Raw genomic sequence first — 781 nt, 5'->3', positions numbered from 1 at the left:
TGACTCACAACCAAATGCTATTGATCGCGCCTGGTGTGCCTCATTCAATTCACTCCACATTGGTCGAAAGCAAGTGCGAGACTCATGTGATTTGGTTTAAGCGTGAGTGGATTGCCAATTTGATGTTCTATTGCGCAGAGCTTAGAAAGCTTGACCCGCTTTTAAAGGCGGCCAATAAAGGTGTGGTGTTTTCTGAACGGACAGCTCAGCACGTTGTGGATCTTCTGCATGAGCTCATGACGTTTCCTGCAATGGAGCAACTATCGAGATTTCTCCATGTTTTGTCTCTGATTGCTCACGATGAAGGAGCGAAAACACTGATGACTCACTCGTACTTATCGATGAGTGAACACGAGCTACAGGAAAGAGAGCGCGTGGCAAGTGTTAACGCGTATCTCGAACAACACTTTGCAACTAAGGTGACGCTCGCAGACTTGGCGAACTACTTATCGCTGAGTGAAAGTGCGGTCACAAGATTGTTTCAAAAGCACTTTAAAGAGCCGTTTAGCCAACGTCTAATGAAATTGCGGATCAATCATGCCGCAGATTTGCTGCAATCTACGTCGTTGCCGATTGGGATTGTGTTTGAGCGAGTCGGATATCGTAATCAAGCCCTGTTTAATCGCCACTTCAAAACGTACAAAGGACTAACACCACGCGACTACCGCCAGCATTATCAGCAGCGAATTCAGCCTTAATGGGAATGGTATGCAACTGCTAGTAAGAACGTGAAAAGAGTTACTCGACGGAAAGTGATGTGCAATTGGTATATTACTTGCAA

At 45.7% G+C, this 781-nt stretch carries 1 protein-coding gene; it reads left to right on the top strand.

What is annotated here, in order from left to right; translation table 11 throughout:
• Window positions 1-698 (top strand): helix-turn-helix domain-containing protein (locus R7Z77_RS25075; RefSeq protein ID WP_318137009.1); only part of this gene is annotated, 698 nt, incomplete at its 5' end.
• Between the last annotated feature and the right edge of the window lie 83 nt (window positions 699-781).

This window comes from Vibrio sp. 1401, from assembly GCF_033340295.1.
This window is presented reverse-complemented; position numbering and strand designations above follow the sequence as displayed.